This window comes from Pseudomonas syringae (assembly GCF_001698815.1).
Lineage (GTDB): Bacteria > Pseudomonadota > Gammaproteobacteria > Pseudomonadales > Pseudomonadaceae > Aquipseudomonas > Aquipseudomonas syringae_A.
In genome coordinates this window covers 206,746-224,424 of sequence record NZ_LGSI01000056.1, presented here as the reverse complement: position 1 = coordinate 224,424, position 17,679 = coordinate 206,746, and the positions used below count along the sequence as shown (strand labels likewise).

Annotated in this window: 11 protein-coding genes; 4 read left to right on the top strand and 7 right to left on the bottom strand. The window is 57.3% G+C overall.

Annotation, left to right across the window (positions count from 1 at the left end; genetic code table 11):
• Positions 1 to 35: 35 nt before the first annotated feature.
• Genes AFK24_RS20225 through AFK24_RS20215 form a run of 3 tightly spaced genes read right to left on the bottom strand, consistent with a single transcriptional unit; the run spans position 36 to position 5,098 of the window.
• Positions 36 to 1,004 (bottom strand): tetratricopeptide repeat protein, encoded by a 969-nt coding sequence (locus AFK24_RS20225; protein ID WP_065834905.1) that lies wholly within the window; start codon positions 1,002 to 1,004, stop codon positions 36 to 38.
• Between the two features lie 15 nt (positions 1,005 to 1,019).
• Entirely contained in the window at positions 1,020 to 4,265 is a 3,246-nt protein-coding gene (locus AFK24_RS20220) for a LysM peptidoglycan-binding domain-containing protein (protein ID WP_065834904.1), read from the bottom strand.
• On the bottom strand, positions 4,262 to 5,098 hold the full coding sequence (locus AFK24_RS20215; RefSeq protein ID WP_065834903.1) for a hypothetical protein: 837 nt from the start codon (positions 5,096 to 5,098) through the stop codon (positions 4,262 to 4,264). The genes AFK24_RS20220 and AFK24_RS20215 overlap by 4 nt, the downstream gene beginning before the upstream one ends.
• Before the next feature lie 461 nt (positions 5,099 to 5,559).
• Between AFK24_RS20215 and AFK24_RS20210 the strand changes: the two genes are divergently transcribed.
• On the top strand, positions 5,560 to 9,033 hold the full coding sequence (locus AFK24_RS20210; protein ID WP_065834902.1) for a hybrid sensor histidine kinase/response regulator: 3,474 nt from the start codon (positions 5,560 to 5,562) through the stop codon (positions 9,031 to 9,033).
• 126 nt (positions 9,034 to 9,159) lie between these two features.
• Here the strand turns inward: AFK24_RS20210 and aceK are convergent, their stop codons facing one another.
• Complete coding sequence (gene aceK, locus AFK24_RS20205; RefSeq protein ID WP_065834901.1) at positions 9,160 to 10,878, bottom strand: bifunctional isocitrate dehydrogenase kinase/phosphatase; 1,719 nt, start codon at positions 10,876 to 10,878, stop codon at positions 9,160 to 9,162.
• Positions 10,879 to 11,019: 141 nt separating this feature from the next.
• Between aceK and AFK24_RS20200 the strand changes: the two genes are divergently transcribed.
• Complete coding sequence (locus AFK24_RS20200; RefSeq protein WP_065834900.1) at positions 11,020 to 11,922, top strand: DMT family transporter; 903 nt, start codon at positions 11,020 to 11,022, stop codon at positions 11,920 to 11,922.
• A gap of 111 nt (positions 11,923 to 12,033) precedes the next feature.
• Here AFK24_RS20200 and AFK24_RS20195 read toward each other — a convergent pair whose 3' ends face one another.
• The 3 genes from AFK24_RS20195 to cysK form a co-directional block, all read right to left on the bottom strand.
• Complete coding sequence (locus AFK24_RS20195; RefSeq protein WP_065834899.1) at positions 12,034 to 12,891, bottom strand: DMT family transporter; 858 nt, start codon at positions 12,889 to 12,891, stop codon at positions 12,034 to 12,036.
• Positions 12,892 to 13,414: 523 nt separating this feature from the next.
• Positions 13,415 to 14,353: an aspartyl/asparaginyl beta-hydroxylase domain-containing protein gene (locus tag AFK24_RS20190; RefSeq protein WP_065834898.1), complete on the bottom strand. Its 939-nt coding sequence runs from the start codon at positions 14,351 to 14,353 to the stop codon at positions 13,415 to 13,417.
• Positions 14,354 to 14,530: 177 nt separating this feature from the next.
• A complete protein-coding gene (gene cysK / locus AFK24_RS20185) occupies positions 14,531 to 15,505 on the bottom strand; it encodes a cysteine synthase A (protein ID WP_065834897.1) in 975 nt (324 codons plus the stop codon).
• A gap of 137 nt (positions 15,506 to 15,642) precedes the next feature.
• On the opposite strand from cysK, the gene AFK24_RS20180 reads away from it, so the two are divergent.
• Both AFK24_RS20180 and AFK24_RS20175 read left to right on the top strand, forming a co-directional pair.
• A complete protein-coding gene (locus tag AFK24_RS20180) occupies positions 15,643 to 16,710 on the top strand; it encodes a DUF748 domain-containing protein (RefSeq protein ID WP_065834896.1) in 1,068 nt (355 codons plus the stop codon).
• Between the two features lie 121 nt (positions 16,711 to 16,831).
• On the top strand, positions 16,832 to 17,677 hold the full coding sequence (locus AFK24_RS20175) for an AAA family ATPase (protein ID WP_065834895.1): 846 nt from the start codon (positions 16,832 to 16,834) through the stop codon (positions 17,675 to 17,677).
• The last annotated feature ends 2 nt before the right edge of the window (positions 17,678 to 17,679 follow it).

Below are 17,679 nucleotides of genomic sequence, written 5' to 3'. Positions count from 1 at the left end.
TCATATCACCCGCCAACCATCTAAAAGCAAGATATTCAATACGTGTATTTTGGCCGAAACTCAGACAATGCCGGGTAAATTTTCGCCCATTGCTCCGAAAAAAATTTCGCATCATCTAGCTGTTTTTGGCTCATTTCAGGTGCAATTTTTGCTAGAATTTTCGCGGAAAAACTTAGATCCGAGGTATCGAATCTGGCACTGCTGAACAATAACGCCAAGCCATAAGCCTTTACGTAATCAAGAGGATAATCAACCGCATTAGGCATATGCGCGGTATAGGCGATGTAAGAAGACATCGCACCGACATGTCCAACCTGCGCAGCTTTTTCAATCCAAATACCCGCTTTTTTCTTATCATCTCTGCGCAATAAGAGATTAGCATAGCTATTCATGGCATGCGGATTTCCGCTTTCAGCGGAGCGTAATAGCCATTTTTCAACTTCTTTCGCCCTGTTATTGGGTAAAATAAAAAAACCGAACCCTTCGCGATACAGGCCTGCAAGCCTATATTGCGCTTCGCCATTTCCAGCCTCCGCAGCCTGAAATAAAAACTTTAACTCCCCTGTCAGGCTAAATAACTGACGCATCGCTTCATTATCACCATCTTTTGCCTTGGCCTCTGCTATTTTTCGCGCTTCATGTGCCCACTCATTCGGGGCATGAGCAGTCAGAGGACAACTGCCAGTAATAACGCATAGATCATTTTTTACGTTCGCCAATCTGATCATGGCATCAACACTGCCTTGTTTAGCTGCAGACTCGTACAACTTGCTAGCCTCTACAGTCATCATCATCTTGCCCTGACGGATGATTTCAGCGAGGTAATATTGCGCGTCAACATCCCCTGCATCTGCGGCGAGTTTCAAAGAGGCTTGGGCCTCATCGTGGCGGATAAGATTATAGAGATACATCCCTTTGATTTTGGCCTCCTGTTGCTCCGCAGTTAGCCCTGCCATTGTTCCACCAGCCCAGAACACTGCTAACAATACACAAATGAGCTTCATAGCAATCCCGATCCTTTATTTTTTGAGTTTAAAAAAACTCTTTACATCGAAAGAACAATACGCATTAAGCTTCTTATCGGCGTCAGCTCCTAGCAAATCTCTGTAATTGAAATACCGCTCGCGCACTACCAGATTTTCACCAGTGTCGATCGATAGCACTTTAGACATAAACTTATCCAAGCGCTCAACATTATTTCTATAACAGGGCATATCTGAAAACGGCTTTTCGAATCCCCCCAAACGGATGATGGCCTCTTCGAATTTTCTCTGTGCGGATGCTAGTGATGGTGTGCTTCCATGTTTTACAATTGCGCCTAGAACAACTGCGATAGCTCGTTGCTGAAGAGAATGCATTTCCTCAGTATTGAAAGTTTGCGTTATCACCCCATCTATTGCGACCGCTGCTAAATTATCCATAGCGGCAGGCGCCTGAATTAGGGTATTCAGCAAAGAGCCGAGTCCTTCAGGCGTTAATGTTGCATACCACTCCTGGATTTCTAATTTCCTATGAGTCGCAGCAACCTGCAACGCCATAACCCCTGCCCGATCCCCCGCCGTCATCGCGTCAAACAGCGATTTAACCTTGTTATACCCCAACAAAAACAACCATTGAAGATCCACCCCAACAGCATGCAACACCTGCGCTTTAGCAAAATACTCAAACGCCTCTGGCATGATCCAGTCAAGTTTGTGGTATTCGTTTCTGATCAACTCCCGGTTGAATATATCGAGGAAGTGCACCAGGGCTTTGTAGCCGAGGACGAAGCTGAAATCGCCGTCGGCGCCGACTCCGGCGATGAGCGCGGCTTTGAGACGCAGGATGATCTGACCGTTTTGCAGGGACAGGCTGAATTCACCTTTACCACCCACGCCAGCGGCGGCACTGAGGTTGGCACCCAGGGACGCAACGGCCAGCCAGTCTTTTTTGCTGGGGTCCAGCTCGTTATAAGGCTGCACGCTGCGGGCGGTCAGCAGGTCTTGGGGAGGTGCCCATTGCAAGCTGCCGCTGATCTTGATGCCCGCTTGCACACCTGCGAACAGGTTGAGATTGGCGCTGATGACTTCGTCCGCACGCACGTTGGGCAGGCCGTACACGTCGACGCGGGTGATGCCGCGCTGAGCGTCGCGGCTGGTGTCCAGTTCAACGTCGTTTTTACTGTCGCTGGGTTTGAGGGCCATGTTGGAGCTAAGCAGCATGGACGCGCCGGCGAATCCCCAGGCTTTGATGCCGCCTTCCAGGCAGAAGCGGCCAAGGTCGACTTCAGATTCCTGCTGGTTGAAATTTATATATTTCGCTTTAACGGAGGTGGCCTGGGTGCGTTTGGGGAGTTCGAACTGAAGCAGTTCGACTTCGCCCCGCGCGAGGTTGATGTTCAGAAATGCCTCGACACTGGCGCTGGCGCCTTTGCTCAAGCTGAGTTCGAAGCCTTTGGCCGTGGCGCCGCTGTGCAAATTGCTTTGCGGTGGTGTGAGGCAGCGAATCAAGCGCGCTTGCGGGCTGTTATCCACCAGACGCAGGGGGCCGAGAGGGTTTTTCTTGAAGAGCATTTGCTTGAGGCCATTGCCCCACGCCTCGAACTCGGCGTCATCACGCAGGTTCTCGATATAGAAACCCTGCGCTTTGAGGTACGCCTTAAATCGCCCAGGGGCGAAAAAACCGGACGTGTCGAACCAGTCATCCTGGATTTTCAGGCGTCTGGCGTCCATATGGATGAACCAATAGTCGAGCGCGTCGCCGTCGCTGAGGTTGCCAGCGTCGATTTTGAAATCGGGGTTGCCTGCCTCGGCGGCGATCTTGGCCAGATCTTCCTGGAGGGTCTTTTGCTCCTGTGTCCCCAGGCTATTGCGCAGATCCTTGAAGCTGAGATGGCTAAGACGTGCGCGTTCAGTCGGCACGCTGATTTCTCGCAGGGGAAAGTTACTGCGTACCAGACGCTGTACAGGTTTTGGCTCGAACGTTTCCGGATTCCAGAGCAGGTGCAAGGCCGGTTTTCGGGCGCGGATGATGTCTTCAGCGTCCTGTTTGAGCGCCTTTTCCTTGTTTTCCAGATCCCGCCATTGGCACTTTTCTTGCTCGAACAGGCTGCTTGGTGGCTGTTGCCGGCCAACCCGCAGCCAAGTGTCAAAACTGGTTTCAATATTTTTTTCCAGGTCGGCTTTGTTCTTGAGCAGCTCGTGGTAATCCCGATAGCGCTTGATGCCCCAGGAAATATCCTCGTCAGGGTTATGCAAGGCGAATTCGGGCAAGGCAATGCCATAGGCCGCTGCTCGCATTAATGTTTTGGTGAATTCCGAATAGCGGAACAAACTTTCGGATTCTCTAACCCACTCGGCCAGATTGATGTTTGGGTCGTATTTTCCAGCGTCCAGATCAGCCACCAGTTTGGCGTGGACTTTGCGAAACTGGTCGATTTCCTCTTGTTTGAAATCGGGGATCTTGCCATCGATCAAGTTCTGCCGTTGCTTGAGGTAGGCCTGAATAATTTTTTCCATTTCAATGGCTTCAGGGCTGAACAATTCCGAGCCGACGAAACGGTAGCCTTCCTTCAGCGCCTGTTGTTCAGCTTCAGCCTTAAGGACGAATCTTTCATTGTCCATCTCTCTGAAGTCGCGTTTTTTTCGCTGGAGTTCTTCTGGTGTGTGGATGGCAAAAGCAGGCTTACACATATATTCCCGGCCAAAATCCGAGGTTTCCAGTGAGCCGATCTGCCTGATTTCATCCCCGAGTTCTTTCAGCTTCTTTTCAAGCTCGTGATACCTCTGACTCTTACCCGCATCCAGAAAGCTGCTTAACTTCGGCACCAGGAAAAAGTCCATCAACCCGCGCTCGTCCAGCGCCTTGAGGCGCGAATCCGCGTCGGTGGTGACGACGGCTTTTTTCAATCTGTCCGCTGCTTTAACCAGTACGTCCAGCGTGTGCTCGCGCATCAGCCAGAAGCTGTCCTGCCCGACTTCGTAAAGAATGTCGTAATAGTGATTGCTCTTGTTGCAGTCCTGCTCGCCACAAAAGTTGGTGGTGCCGTGTTCCGCGCTTTCCGGTGTTGGCTCCAGCTTGAGGACTTTACTTACGGGAGGTTCGAGCTCCGTCGCAGCCACTTCACTGCCCGGTGCCGGGATTTGCAGCGTCCAGCCGGCACGAATGTAGTTGGGATTGTTGATGAAGGGGTTCAGCTCGCGCAGTTGGCTGACGCTGCTGCCGAAACGTTGGGCAAGTGTGCTCAGGGTGTCGTCCTGCTGGACGACATAGGTTTGCGTGTTCATGGCTGCACGGCCTCCAGCAGTTGCGCGACTTTGCGGTGTGGTCGTTCGGATGAAGCAAGAATCGGCAGCAGGTCGGTTCGGTCGGCCAGCTCGCCGTGAATGATCAGGTGGGGAATTTCCAGCAGGTCTTCGTCGACGCCGATGCGATGCTTGACGAGGAAGTCGAGATTACGTGCCAGCCTCGGCAATTCGCTGTCAGGCACGCCGCCGAAATGGTTCGGGTTTTCCCGCAGCCAATACACCCAGCGCACGTCCTTGAAGGTGGTGAATACGCTGTCAGGAAAGGCCAGCGGCCAGGTGCAGGAATCGGCTGCGACCGGCGTATCGACTCGCCACTCATGCCAGCGATTGGCATCCGGCTTGAGGCTTGGTGCGGGGGTATAAACCGCATCCCATGGCCCCAGCAGGCAACCGAGGTTGTCGCCCGCTTCCATCGCCAGCGCAGTCCAGTGCACCGGGTTGTAGAAACTTAGAATGTTTGATCTGCCCAGCGGCATTGCCATCAATTTGCGGGCGTGGGCCAGCGCTGCTTCGGCATCACGACAACGCAGGGCGATGCCTTTGGGGCGCTGATGACAAACCTGGGCCATGCCCGCCACTCCCGTTGGCGGCAGAACGAACCAGGTGGGGCCTTTCAGGGCGTGGTCCTTCAATGCCGTGCCGAACCAAAGCAGTTCGTAATTAAAGGGGTGGCCTTGCATTTGTAGTTGGGTTACACCCCAGGCTGGCTTGGTATGGAACGCATCAATGATGAAGATCATCGATTGCCCGTGTTCCTCCCGAGGCGCGTCCAGCGTGGGCAGGTCAAGGAGTCGGGTAATTGCATCGGACATCTGCTCGCTATCCTTTCGTTGTGCAGAAAGGGGCGACGATGCGGGGTCGGAAAAGCGCCCGCAATACAGGGACAGGAAAAGCAGATTGGTCCTACTTTTGTTTAAGGAATTACCCTACAAGGGTCGCCGACGTGCTGATCTTGGCAGGTTCAAAAGGGCGATACCTTCAGAGCAATTACCGCCCCCCCCTCGCGAATAAATTCGCTCCTACAGTTGGACCGCGACGTCGTGGGACCGGACTTGTCCGGGAAGGCGTCGGTGAAGTCGCTGCAGAATTTCGTTGTCAGCAGCATCCTTCGGGAACAAGTTCCCTCCTACCGGGTTGTGTATTGCCAAGTAGGACCGGACTTGTCCGGGAAGACGGAAGCGCAGGCTCCTCGGTGCTCTCGACTAAAGTCGCTCCTACAACCCCCGGCCAGCATGCGAGACTAGCAAGCTTGTCCTTGAGGCTCTGAATTTCTATGTCGCTGTCCAGCGGGCTGATTGCTGCCGTTGCCCTGGTTTATATGGCCATTATGTTCGCCATCGCCTTTTACGGTGATCGGCGCACTACGTCGTTGCCGCCGCGAGTGCGGGCGTGGGTGTATAGCTTGTCGCTGGCGGTGTATTGCACCAGCTGGACGTTCTTCGGTGCGGTGGGCCAGGCGGCCGAGCAGTTGTGGTCGTTCTTGCCGATTTATCTGGGGCCGATCGTGCTGATGGTGCTGGCGCCCTGGGTGTTGCAGAAGATGGTGCTGATCAGCAAGCAGGAGAACATCACGTCCATAGCTGACTTCATCGCCGCGCGCTACGGCAAGTCGCAATCGCTGGCGGTGGTGGTGGCGCTGATCTGTCTGATGGGTGTGCTGCCTTATATAGCCTTGCAGCTCAAGGGCATCGTGCTCGGGGTGAATATCCTGATCGGTGCGGTGGCGGACGCGACCGGCACCCGGGCGCAGGACACCGCGTTGATCGTGTCGCTGGTGCTGGCGCTGTTCACCATTCTGTTTGGTACCCGCACGCTGGACGTCACCGAACACCATCGCGGCATGGTGCTCGCTATCGCCTTTGAGTCGCTGGTCAAGCTGTTCGCTTTCATGGCGGTCGGGGCGTTTGTCACTTACGGCCTGTATGACGGCTTCGACGATCTGTTCAACCAGGCCATGCTCGCGCCGCGCCTGGAGCAATACTGGAAGGAAACCATCAACTGGCCTTCCATGGTGGTGCAGACCGGCGTGGCGATGATGGCGATTGTCTGCCTGCCGCGCCAGTTTCACGTGACGGTGGTGGAAAATATCGATCCGCAGGATCTGCGCCTGGCCAAATGGGTGTTCCCGGCTTATCTGGCCCTGGCGGCATTGTTTGTGGTGCCTATTGCACTGGCCGGGCAAATGCTGCTGCCCGGTTCGGTACTGCCCGACTCGTTCGTGATCAGCCTGCCGCTGGCCCATGCGCATCCGTCGCTGGCCTTGCTGGCGTTCATCGGTGGCGCTTCGGCGGCCACGGGCATGGTGATTGTCGCCAGCGTCGCGCTGTCGACCATGGTTTCCAACGACATGCTGTTGCCCTGGCTGTTGAGCCGCAAAACCACCGAACGACCGTTCGAGGCGTTTCGCCACTGGATGCTGTCGGTGCGCCGGGTCAGCATCGTGGTGATTCTGTTGCTGGCCTATGTCTGCTATCGGCTGCTGGGCTCGACGGCGAGTCTGGCGACCATCGGCCAGATCGCCTTCGCCGCGATCACTCAGCTGTCCCCGGCGATGTTCGGCGCGCTGTGGTGGAAGCAGGCCAACCGACGCGGGGTGTTCGCCGGGCTGGCTGCGGGCATTTTTCTCTGGTTCTACACCTTGGTGCTGCCTATTGCCGCCCACGGCATGGGCTGGTCGTTGAGCAGCTTTCCGCTGCTGGCCTGGCTGCACGGCAACCCGCTGAACCTGCCGATCACCCCGCTGACCCAAGGCGTGGTGTTGTCCCTGGCCGGCAACTTCATTCTGTTTGGCTGGGTGTCGGTGATCTCCCGCACGCGGGTGTCCGAGCATTGGCAGGCCGGACGCTTCATTGGTCAGGAAATCCATGTACGCCCCAGCAGTCGCCCGTTGCTCGCCGTGCAGATCGAAGACCTGCTCAGCCTCTCGGCGCGTTTCGTGGGTGAGGAACGGGCACGCCAAAGCTTTATTCGCTTTGCCTACCGTCAGGGCAAAGGCTTCAACCCGAACCAGAATGCCAACGCCGACTGGATCGCCCACACCGAGCGTTTGCTGGCCGGGGTACTGGGCGCGTCATCGACCCGCGCGGTGGTCAAGGCGGCCATCGAGGGCCGGGAGATGCAACTCGAAGACGTGGTGCGCATCGCCGACGAAGCTTCCGAGGTGCTGCAATTCAACCGGGCTTTGCTGCAAGGTGCTATCGAGAACATCACTCAGGGCATCAGCGTTGTCGATCAGTCCCTGAAACTGGTGGCATGGAATCATCGTTATCTGGAGCTGTTCAAGTATCCAGACGGCTTGATCAGCGTCGGCCGCCCCATCGCCGACATCATCCGCTACAACGCCGAGCGTGGTTTGTGCGGCCCCGGCGAAGCTGAAGTTCACGTGGCCCGCCGTCTGCACTGGATGCGCCAGGGCCGTGCGCACACCTCGGAACGGATGTTCCCCAATGGTCGCGTCATCGAGTTGATCGGCAACCCCATGCCCGGCGGCGGCTTTGTCATGAGTTTCACCGACATCACCGCGTTCCGCGATGCCGAACACGCGCTCATTGGCGCCAACGAGAGCCTTGAGCAACGGGTCGCGGAACGCACTCGTGAGCTGTCGCAGCTGAACGTTGCGCTGACGGATGCCAAGGGCACCGCCGAAGCGGCCAACCAGTCGAAAACCCGTTTTCTCACCGCGGTCAGCCATGACCTGATGCAGCCCTTAAATGCGGCTCGCCTGTTTTCCGCAGCGCTGTCCCATCAAGACGGGGAAATGTCCGCCGAAGCCCAACAGTTGGTGCAGCATCTGGACAGCTCGCTGCGCTCGGCCGAGGACTTGATCAGCGATCTGCTGGACATTTCCCGTCTGGAGAACGGCAAGATCAACCCGGATCGCCAGCCATTTTCCCTGAACACCTTGTTCGATCCACTCGGTGCTGAATTCAAGGCGCTGGCTCGGGAGCAAGGGATTAAATTCCGCGTCCGCGGCACATCGCTACGGGTGGACAGCGACTTGAAGCTGCTGCGGCGCGTGCTGCAGAATTTCCTGACCAACGCTTTCCGCTACGCCAAAGGCCCGGTGCTGCTGGGCGTGCGCCGCCGTGGCACGTATTTGAATCTGGAAGTCTGGGACCGTGGGCCGGGTATTCCAGAGGACAAGCAGCGGGTTATTTTCGAGGAGTTCAAGCGTCTGGACAGCCACCAGACCCGCGCCGAAAAAGGCCTGGGACTCGGGCTGGCGATTGCCGATGGGCTGTGCCGCGTGTTGGGCCATCCGTTGCAGGTCCGCTCCTGGCCCGGCAAAGGCAGTGTGTTCAGCGTCAGCGTGCCGCTGGCCCGGGCCCAGAAGCCAGTCGCCGAAAAATTCAGCGAGCCGGATCGTCCAATGCTCGGCGGCACGCAGGTGCTGTGCATCGACAATGAAGACAGCATCCTGATCGGCATGAACAGCCTGCTCACTCGCTGGGGTTGCCAGGTCTGGACCGCTCGCAATCGTCAGCAGTGCGAAGCGTTGCTGGAACAAGGCGTGCGGCCGCAACTGGCGCTGGTGGATTTCCATCTGGACGAGGGCGAAACCGGCACCGAATTGATGGCCTGGCTACGCACTCGTCTGGGAGAACCGGTGCCGGGCGTGGTCATCAGTGCCGACGGGCGACCAGAGCTCATCGCGCAAGTCCACGCCGCCGGGCTGGATTTTTTGGCCAAGCCGGTCAAACCTGCGGCGCTGCGCGCGTTGTTGAGTCGGCATGTGAGTTTGAATTGAGGGGTCGTACAACGCAGTGGGACCGGATTTATCCGGGAAGGCGTCGGGGCAGTCATCCAAGACATCTGGTATCAGCGCAGGCCTGTTCGGGAATGAATTCCCTCCTACAGAAATCTCACGGCGTCGTTATGGCCTTTCCTTTCGGCGATACGGGAACACATCGATCACCTTGCCCGCGCGAATCGCGTCCTGCAGGCTTTTCCAGTAATCGGCGTTGTACAGCTCGCCGTGCAGGCTGTCGAACAGCCGACGCTGCTTGATATCGGCAAACAGAAACGGCGGGAATTCCTCAGGGAAAACGTCATGCGGCCCGATGGAATACCAGGGTTCTGAGGCCATTTCGTCTTCCGGGGTGCGCGGCGCGGGAATGTGGCGGAAGTTGGCTTCGGTCAGGTAGCAAATCTCGTCGTAGTCATAAAACACGACCCTGCCATGACGGGTGACGCCGAAATTTTTCAGCAACATGTCGCCGGGGAAGATATTCGCGGCGGCCAATTGCTTGATCGCCAGCCCGTAGTCTTCCAGCGCTTCGCGGATCTGCGCGTCGTTGGCGTGTTCCAGGTACAGATTCAGCGGAGTCATGCGCCGCTCGGTCCAGCAGTGGCGGATCAACACAGTGTCGCCCTCCACGTGCACAGTCGACGCCGCCACTTGCAGCAGTTCGGTCAGGCAGTCAGGTTCGAATTTACTCAATGGGAAACGAAAATCGGCGAACTCCTGGGTATCGGCCATGCGCCCGACCCGATCGACGTTTTTCACCAGCCGGTATTTTTCGATGACTGTCGCGCGGTTGACGTTCTTTGACGGCGAAAACCGATCCTTGATGATCTTGAACACGGTATTGAAGCCCGGCAGGGTAAAGACGCTCATGACCATGCCGCGCACGCCGGGCGCCATGATGAAGCGATCATCGGTGCTGGCCAGATGATTGATCAGCGCGCGATAAAACTCCGACTTGCCGTGCTTGTAAAAGCCAATCGAGGTGTACAGCTCGGCAATGTGTTTGCCCGGCAGGATGCGCTTGAGGAAGCTGACGAATTCCGCCGGCACCGGCACATCCACCATGAAGTACGAGCGGGTGAAGGAAAAAATGATCGAGACTTCGGCTTCATCGGTGATCAGTGCATCGATCCGGATGCCTTGACCTTCCGGATGCAGCAGCGCAATTACCAGCGGCCATTGCTCGTCGAGGGTAAAAACCCTGCCTACCAGATACGCGCCCTTGTTGCGAAACAGGATCGATGAAAACAGTTCGACGCTCAGGTTCGGGTCCTTGCACACCCAGTCGGGCAGGCTCTCGCGCAACTGGGCTTCCAGTCGTTGCAGGTCGCCGGGCAGATCGGCGTAGGGAACGCTGAACCGGTAGGCGCTGAAAATCTGCTCCAGCATGCCGGACAAATCACCTTGCGGGTGAAAGGTCCGCGTCTGGGCGGCGCGCTCGTGATGGCGCAAGGTCGGTCGGGTGGTGTGGATGAACATGCAGCCGTCGCTGATCAGGTCATGACTGAACAGCCCGCAGAAAATCGAGTTGAACCAGGTTTCCGAGAGTTCGTCGTCCAGCCGCACATCAATCAGCTGAATGTAAGCGCTTTTGACCAGCGGCCAGCACGTCACGTTGAGCAATTGCTCGGCGGCGAAGGCGGATCCAAGGGTCTTGATGGTCTGGTTGACCTTCTCTTCATAGAGACTGATCCGCGCCGCCGAAGCGCGCTGGGCTTCCTGCCACAGCGCCTGCTCGAAACGAGACTGGGCACCGTCAGCGATCTGCCGAAAATCCTCCCGATAATCATCGAAACCGTCCAGGATCATGCGAGCGATATCAGCGGCGGGCCATGGCGTGGACATTTGGGGATCTCTGCTGGATTCGTATGCCGCAGCTTAGCAGCGCCTGAGACATCTGGACGGGTGAGCAAAATCGTCAGCAAAGATTGCAACCGCCCTCGCCTCCCGGTAAAACTCCCGGCCTTCTGCCAAGGAAGACTTTCCATGAAACCCGCCGACATTATTCGCCTGATCGCGCTCGCCGCGATCTGGGGCGCGAGCTTTTTGTTCATGCGCATCATCGCGCCGGTGCTAGGCACCGTGCCCACTGCCTTTTTTCGCGTATCGATTGCGGCGGTCGGGCTCCTGGTCATTCTCTGGCTGATGCGCATCGACTGGGATTTTCGCGGCAAGCTCAAGACCTGCATGATGCTGGGCGTGATCAACTCCGGGCTGCCAGCGACCATGTATTCGCTGGCGGCGCAGGTCATGCCAGCCGGTTATTCGTCGATCTTCAACGCGACTACGCCGCTGATGGGCGTCCTGGTCGGCGGCCTGTTCTTCAGCGAAAAACTCTCGACGGTGAAAATCATTGGCGTCTTCCTCGGCCTGGTTGGCGTGGGGATCCTGACGCGCGCAGGGCCGGTGGCATTCAATCTGGAATTGCTGACCGGCGCACTGGCCTGCCTGCTGGCGACGACCTGCTACGCGTTCGCAGGATTCCTGACCCGACGCTGGCTGGATCAGCAAGGCGGTCTGGACAGTCGACTTTCGGCGCTGGGCAGCATGCTCGGCGCGACTCTGCTGCTTCTGCCATTGTTCGGCTATAGAGTGTTCACCGATCCTCCGGCGACTTGGGGTGGTATTAACGTGTGGTTGTCGCTGCTTGGGTTGGGCCTGATTTGCACGGCGTTCGCCTACATTCTGTATTTCCGCCTGATGAGCAGCATCGGCCCGCTCAGCTCCATGACCGTAACCTTCATGATCCCGCCATTTGGCGTGCTGTGGGGCGCGTTGCTGCTGGATGAGCCGCTGTCCATGGCGCACCTGTATGGCGGCGCGCTGATCGCAGTGGCGTTGTGGCTGGTGTTGAAGCCTGCGGCTGTTGCGTCGGCGAAGGCACATTGATTTTCAGGAGGTAGCACCGGCTGTAGGACCGGCTTCAGCCGGGAGCAAGCCCTCGCGGCTGAAGCCGCTCCTACGGGCCATTGCGGGAAAGTGCGCCGCCGCAGTCAGGCGTCAACTCGGCTTACGAAACACAAACATCAGCCCCACCACGATCAGCAGCATGCCGAACAGGCTCAGCAACGCGAGGCGGTTGCCGAAGATCAGGTAGTCCATGATCGCTGTTACTGCCGGGACCAGATAGAACAGGCTGGTGACGTTGACCAGATTGCCCTGGGCGATCAATCGATACAGCAAGAACGTCGCCAGCACCGAGACCACCAGCCCCATCCACAGCACCGGCACGATGAAGCCGGTGCTGATTTCGAAGTGGAACGGCTGAAACGGCACGAACACGCCACACAGCAGCGCGCCGGCCAGGTATTGCACCGGCAGCGTTCCCAGCGGGTTATCGGTGATGCGCTTTTGCATGATCGAGCCGCAGGTCATGCTGATCATCGCCAACAAGCCAAACAGCATGCCCGCCATGGACATCCCGCCCAGACCGATACTCTGATAGACCACCAGAATCAATCCGGCCAATCCCAGGCCCAGACCGAACAGGCGCGTCCAGGCCCGATTGCGCTCCATGACCACCGCAGTGAGGATCGGCTGCACGCCCATGATGGTCGCCATCACACCGGGCGTGACTTTCAGGTCCAGCGCCAGCAGATAGAAAATCTGATAAGCCCCCAGTAACACGGCACCGGTCGCTGCGGCATACAGCAGCGGTTTGCCGGTAACGGGCAGCTTGTAGCCCAGCATCGGGATCAATACTGCAAGGGCGATCAGTGCCAGCAGGAAGCGGATCAGTAGAAAAGCAAACGGTGACGCGTGGGCCAGCCCCCACTTGGAGAAAATCGCTCCGCTGCTCCACAGCAGGACAAATAACGTTGTAGTGGCCAACGAAGCCAGTTTTGTATTGATGAACATGAATACCACCTGTGATCGGACACGCATTGGCAGGCCCGGCAAGTTCGGGCCAACGATGTGTTTTTCGATTTTTTTGCGGTTGTATCGACAGGCGCGGCTTGGTTAGAAGCGGCCCATCAAACCGGCAGGACGACGCCTGGCGGTGCTGCAACCGACGTGTACACAGGGGAAGGTGGCGGGTAACGCATGAAGGAGAGCTGTTTGCATCCACACGGCTCGGCAGCAGCAAAAGCTGCGGCGTCGAACTTCAACTGAACGTGGGAAGCAGGCATGGCGCTCGTCTTCTTGAGGGATGAGGAGGCATTGCAACAAAAGGTTTCAGCAATGCCAGCGCCGACTATAACCAGCGGCACACGAGTTAAGCAATAGCAGGCGGGCCCGCGCTCCGTAGGAGCGAATTTATTCGCGAGGGCGTCGGTCTTAAAGTATCGGGTTTTGTCAGGTCATCACGTCGCGACGAGACAGGCCCCCTCCCGGATAAATCCGGTCCTACGAATGATTCATCGTGTGGGCGAGGTTTATTTCAACCAAACAACCAATAACCCAGCAACGTCAGCACCACCACTGCCAGCAACGGGCGCAATACCCGATAAGCCTTGGGATGCTTGCGTTTGAGTTGTTTGACCTTGCCGCTGAAGACGTCGCTGAAGCTCTTGCTCCAGGCGTAGGCGCGATTGATGCCGCCGACGCGTTCATCATCCAGGTTCTGCGGCGCGGTGGCGCGGCCCAGCCAGGCGCTGACCCAACGATTGATGCGCGTCATGATGCGGCTGCGCAACGGGCGTTCGATGTCGCAGAACAGGATGACGCGGGTTTTGTCGGTCTGGTTCTTGACCCAATGCACGTAGGTTTCGTCGAACATCACGTCTTCCCCGTCACGCCAGGCGTACACCTGACCGTCGACATAAATGCGGCAGTCATCGGAGTTGGGCGTCGACAAGCCCAGGTGATAACGCAAAGAACCGGCGAACGGGTCGCGATGCGGGTTCAAATGGCTGTCACCCGGCAACAACGCGAACATGGCGCCTTTGACGTTGGGAATGCTGTTGACCAATGCCACGGTCTTTGGGCAGAGCGCTTCGGCGGAAGGCAACGCCTTGTCGTACCACTTGAGGTAAAACCGCTTCCAGCCCTTCTTGAAGAACGAACCGAAACCGGCGTCGTTGTTCTTTTCGGCGGCACGAATATAGCCTTCGTCGAACAGGTGCATGGCCTCGTCGCGGATGGTTTCCCAATTGTTCTTCAGCACGTCCAGCTCAGGGAAGTCCTGACGGTTCAGGTACGGCTTGGACGGCACTTTGGAAAACAGGTACATCAAGGCGTTATAAGGTGCGAACAGCGCCGAGTGGTTAACAAACTGACGTAGCAGCGGCAACCGCGCTTTACCGCGCAGATGCACGTACAGCGTGCTGGCCAGAAATAGCATCAGGATCGATGCCTTGGCAGCAAATGAAAACGTCATCTAACTCTCCTCGAAACAGGCAATGGCCAAGCGCTGAACGTAGTGCTGGAAAATCATGGATCTTATGCGGCTGGCGAACCGCCCAGAATGATCTGGAACAACCCCTTTGCGGTTCGCGAGCCGGCCATCATAAACGCAAGCCGACCTTACCAAAAGCTGGCAAGACTAAAGATATTGTTACTGTTGCAGCTCCTGGTCGGTAAACAGATCGCTGAACAACATGCTCGACAAATAACGCTCGCCGGAATCCGGCAGGATCACCACGATCGTCTTGCCCTGCATTTCCGGCGTTTCGGCCATGCGCACCGCTGCCGCCATGGCGGCGCCGCAGGAAATCCCGCACAAAATACCTTCTTCCTGCATCAAGCGCAGTGCCATGGTTTTGGCTTCCTCATCGCTGACCAGTTCCACCCGGTCGACCAGTGACAGGTCCAGGTTTTTCGGGATGAACCCGGCGCCGATGCCCTGAATCTTGTGCGGGCTGGGTTTGATCTCTTCACCGGCACGCGCCTGGGTGATGATCGGTGAACCGAGGGGTTCGACCGCCACAGACAGAATAGGCTTGCCCGCTGTGTTCTTGATGTAGCGCGACACGCCGGTAATCGTGCCGCCGGTGCCGACGCCGGCGACCAGCACATCAATGGCGCCGTCAGTGTCGTTCCAAATTTCCGGGCCCGTGGTTTTTTCGTGGATGGCCGGGTTCGCCGGGTTCTCGAACTGGGCCGGCATGAAGAATTTTTCAGGATCGCTGGCCAGCAGTGCTTCGGCCTTTTCGATGGCGCCTTTCATACCTTTGGCGGGTTCGGTCAACACCAGCTCGGCACCCAGCGCCTTGAGCACTTTGCGGCGTTCGATACTCATCGAGGCCGGCATGGTCAGCATCAATTTATAGCCACGGGCGGCGGCGACGAAAGCCAGGCCAATGCCGGTATTGCCTGAGGTCGGTTCGACAATAGTCATGCCGGGCTTGAGTTTGCCCTTGCTTTCAGCATCCCAGATCATGCTGGCGCCGATCCGGCATTTCACCGAGTAGCCCGGATTGCGCCCTTCGATCTTGGCCAGGATGGTAACCCCGCGCGGGGCGATGCGATTGATCTGCACCAGGGGTGTGTTGCCGATTGAATGGGCGTTGTCAGCGTAGATACGGCTCATGGTGGTGTCCTTGTGCACGTTCATTTAGGGACTTTGAAAAACCAAAGCCTATGCCCCCAGCCCTGCGGCCGTCCAGTCGCAGCGAACGGATGCGCGCGCATGCAGTCAACCACTGAACAAAACCCGAGACCGCTACCATGAAACGTCGCTACAGCTGGCCACTCTGGACCCTCGCGGGAATCGTCGTGCTGCTGATTGCTGTGCACATCGCCCTCCCCTATGTGGTGCGCAACTATTTGAACGACAAACTCGCCGAAATGGGCGATTACCGCGGACAGGTCACGGATGTCGACCTGGCTTTGTGGCGCGGGGCGTACAGGATCAACGGGCTGAATATCGTCAAGGTCGACGGCAAGGTGCCAGTGCCGTTCGTCAAAGTACCGGTCATCGACCTGGCCGTCAGCTGGCATTCGCTGTGGTACGACCACGCGGTGGTGGCCGAAGTAGTGTTTCAGCGTCCGGAGCTGAACTTCGTCGATGGCGGCGCCAACAAACAAGCGTCGCAGACCGGTCAGGGCACTGACTGGCGCGCGCAGATGAACAAGCTGTTGCCCATCACGCTCAACGAAGTGCGCATTCAGGACGGGATTATCACCTTCAACAACTTCACCACCACACCGAAGGTGAAAATCGAAGCCGACAAGGTCAATGCCAGCCTTTATAACCTGACCAATGTCGAAGACGTCGAAGGCAAACGTGACGCGCGTTTCGAAGGCAAGGCACTGTTGCTGGGCCACGCGAATCTGGAATCGTCGGCGACGTTCGATCCGTTCAGCAACTTCGAAGACTTTGACTTCCGCCTGCGCGCCACCGACATCGAACTCAAGCGCCTCAACGACTTTGCTTCGGCGTACGGCAAGTTCGACTTCAACGCCGGCAGCGGCGATCTGGTCATTGAAGCGCAGGCCAACAAAGGGCAACTGACCGGTTATATCAAGCCGCTGCTGCGCGACGTTGATGTCTTTAACTGGCAGCAGGATGTCGAGAATCAGAACAAAGGCTTCTTCCGTTCGATCTGGGAAGCGGTGGTTGGCACCAGCGAAACCGTGCTGAAAAACCAGAGCAAAAACCAGTTCGCCACCCGCGTGAACCTCAGCGGCAGCGTGCACAAACAGGACATCAGCGCGTTTCAGGCGTTTTTGCAGATTCTACGCAATGCGTTCGTCCAGGCGTTCAACGCGCGGTATGACGGGAGCAAGGGTTAGGTCAATTCAGCTTAAAAGCGCCACCCCGCGACCGCCCATTCACCGATTGAATGCCCGGTCTGCGTTCACAGTGGCCGGGGCTGCGCGTTATAGTCCGCACACCTTGTTCGAGGATTTACCGATGAAGTTTGAAGGCACCCGCGCATACGTCGCCACTGACGACCTCAAGCTGGCAGTCAACGCGGCAATTACCCTGGAGCGCCCGCTGCTGGTCAAAGGTGAACCCGGCACGGGCAAGACCATGCTCGCCGAACAACTGGCCGAGTCCTTCGGCGCCAAATTGATCACCTGGCACATCAAGTCCACCACCAAGGCGCATCAGGGCCTTTATGAATACGATGCCGTCAGCCGTCTGCGCGATTCGCAACTGGGTGTGGATAAAGTCCACGATGTGCGCAACTACCTGAAGAAGGGCAAGCTCTGGGAAGCCTTCGAAGCCGAAGAGCGCGTTATTCTGCTGATCGACGAAATCGACAAGGCCGACATCGAATTCCCCAACGATTTGCTGCAAGAACTCGACAAGATGGAGTTCTACGTTTACGAAATCGACGAGACCATCAAGGCCAAAATCCGGCCGATCATCATCATTACTTCCAACAACGAAAAAGAGCTGCCAGACGCCTTCCTGCGCCGCTGCTTCTTTCACTACATTGCCTTCCCTGATCGCCCGACCCTGCAGAAAATCGTCGATGTGCATTATCCGGACATCAAGAAAGAGCTGGTCAGCGAAGCGCTGGACGTGTTTTTCGATGTGCGCAAAGTGCCCGGTCTGAAGAAAAAGCCTTCCACCTCGGAACTGGTCGACTGGCTGAAGCTGCTGATGGCCGACAACATTGGCGAAGCGGTGCTGCGCGAGCGCGATCCGACCAAGGCCATTCCGCCGCTGGCCGGGGCGCTGGTCAAAAATGAGCAGGACGTTCAGCTATTGGAACGACTGGCGTTCATGAGCCGTCGCGGCAATCGCTGATC

Bases quoted from the DNA above. Each gene is read 5' to 3' on its own strand.
- aceK (WP_065834901.1), bottom strand. From the start codon at position 10,878: ATGTCCACGCCATGGCCCGCCGCTGATATCGCTCGCATGATCCTGGAC.
- AFK24_RS20195 (WP_065834899.1), bottom strand. From the start codon at position 12,891: ATGTTCATCAATACAAAACTGGCTTCGTTGGCCACTACAACGTTATTT.
- AFK24_RS20220 (WP_065834904.1), bottom strand. From the start codon at position 4,265: ATGAACACGCAAACCTATGTCGTCCAGCAGGACGACACCCTGAGCACA.
- AFK24_RS20180 (WP_065834896.1), top strand. From the start codon at position 15,643: ATGAAACGTCGCTACAGCTGGCCACTCTGGACCCTCGCGGGAATCGTC.
- AFK24_RS20225 (WP_065834905.1), bottom strand. From the start codon at position 1,004: ATGAAGCTCATTTGTGTATTGTTAGCAGTGTTCTGGGCTGGTGGAACA.
- AFK24_RS20190 (WP_065834898.1), bottom strand. From the start codon at position 14,353: ATGACGTTTTCATTTGCTGCCAAGGCATCGATCCTGATGCTATTTCTG.
- AFK24_RS20215 (WP_065834903.1), bottom strand. From the start codon at position 5,098: ATGTCCGATGCAATTACCCGACTCCTTGACCTGCCCACGCTGGACGCG.
- cysK (WP_065834897.1), bottom strand. From the start codon at position 15,505: ATGAGCCGTATCTACGCTGACAACGCCCATTCAATCGGCAACACACCC.
- AFK24_RS20175 (WP_065834895.1), top strand. From the start codon at position 16,832: ATGAAGTTTGAAGGCACCCGCGCATACGTCGCCACTGACGACCTCAAG.
- AFK24_RS20200 (WP_065834900.1), top strand. From the start codon at position 11,020: ATGAAACCCGCCGACATTATTCGCCTGATCGCGCTCGCCGCGATCTGG.
- AFK24_RS20210 (WP_065834902.1), top strand. From the start codon at position 5,560: ATGTCGCTGTCCAGCGGGCTGATTGCTGCCGTTGCCCTGGTTTATATG.